Source organism: Moorena sp. SIO3I8 (assembly GCF_010692325.1).
In the GTDB taxonomy this organism is placed as follows: Bacteria; Cyanobacteriota; Cyanobacteriia; order Cyanobacteriales; family Coleofasciculaceae; genus Moorena.
This window is the reverse complement of the sequence record NZ_JAAHHW010000448.1, coordinates 1-1,177: the sequence shown is the minus strand read 5'-3', so window position 1 is coordinate 1,177 and position 1,177 is coordinate 1. Positions and strand designations below refer to the sequence as shown.

Genomic DNA, 1,177 nt, shown 5'->3' with positions numbered 1-1,177 from the left:
TACCAATGGACGCAGCATTGCTATATCTGGTGCGAATTTAACCATCGGGAATATTGATACATCTATTCCCCAAGTAGCAGATGCCGGACAGTCGATCACAAATGCCAAAATCGTCAGTAATTCCCCTGGTGTTCCCTTAGAGAGAATAGTGATATTACTGCCAATGCCATCTTCGGACGCGGGGGAAATATTAATATTACTGCCATTGGCACTTTTCGCGATCGCACTAGTGAGATTACCGCTTCTTCTCAACTCGGTATTGATGGCACCGTCAACCTCAATACCCTAGATGTCAACCCTTTCCAAGCCCTAGCCAAGCTTCCCGCAGATGTGGTAGATACCAGCAATCAAATTGTGAGTAGTTGTGCAGCGTTGGGTGGGAATAGTTTTGTGGTCACTGGAGGAGGAGGACTCCCCGCTGATCCAACTGCAGTATTGCGCGGTCAGGTGGTGGTACCCGATTTACGGCTGATGGTTGATGAAGGCAATACACAAGGCAATACACAACCAGTCAACACGAGGAAAACCCGGAGTTCCCTCAGAAGAAGACTACAGTATCACCACGACCGTGATCAAACAGCCATTACGAATCAGAAATTACCGATCATTGAAGCCCAAGGCTGGATCATTAATGACCAGGGAATTGTCGAGTTGGTGGCCTATCCTACCCAAATTAGCCATGGGAGTTGGGTTAATCATCAGGGCTGCTTGTAAGTAGTTGGACACAACTAAAACTGAATTTTACCCTAAGTCTAGGATAAAATCAATTAATTTTACGTAATTTTTATTAAAATTAACTTAAAAAAATTGTTCAGGTAATCTCTGCTAAACTAGTAGATGGTTAAGCCAAGCAATTAATTGAATTTAACGATGGCTATGAATACTCAACAAACCAAGAATTCACTGAAAAAAAACGACGGGTCTCTTGACCAGTTGGTGTCAGAAAACGCTGACTTATAAAGTCTAACCGATCAGGAACTAAAACTAACTGATGACGACATTGAACTAACCGATGAAAAGCTTGAAGAAGTACCTGCTGGCGGTTTATTAAGATTCATTAATCCTAGCGTTTAATCCTCACCATTTAATCCCATTGGTTCATGTATTCCGATAAGGTAAGGATATGCGCTACTTCTAGCCTGTGAAGTAGCGCATATCCTTACCTTATCGGAATACA

2 protein-coding genes are annotated in these 1,177 nt (G+C 42.7%); one reads left to right on the top strand and one right to left on the bottom strand.

Features of this window, described 5'->3' with window-relative positions; genetic code table 11:
* On the bottom strand, window positions 1-252 hold a 252-nt coding region (locus F6K51_RS37795; protein WP_293031435.1), incomplete at its 3' end, for a hypothetical protein.
* Between the two features lie 78 nt (window positions 253-330).
* Here F6K51_RS37795 and F6K51_RS37790 point away from each other — a divergent pair.
* On the top strand, window positions 331-714 hold the full coding sequence (locus F6K51_RS37790) for a hypothetical protein (protein ID WP_293031432.1): 384 nt from the start codon (window positions 331-333) through the stop codon (window positions 712-714).
* Window positions 715-1,177 lie beyond the last annotated feature (463 nt).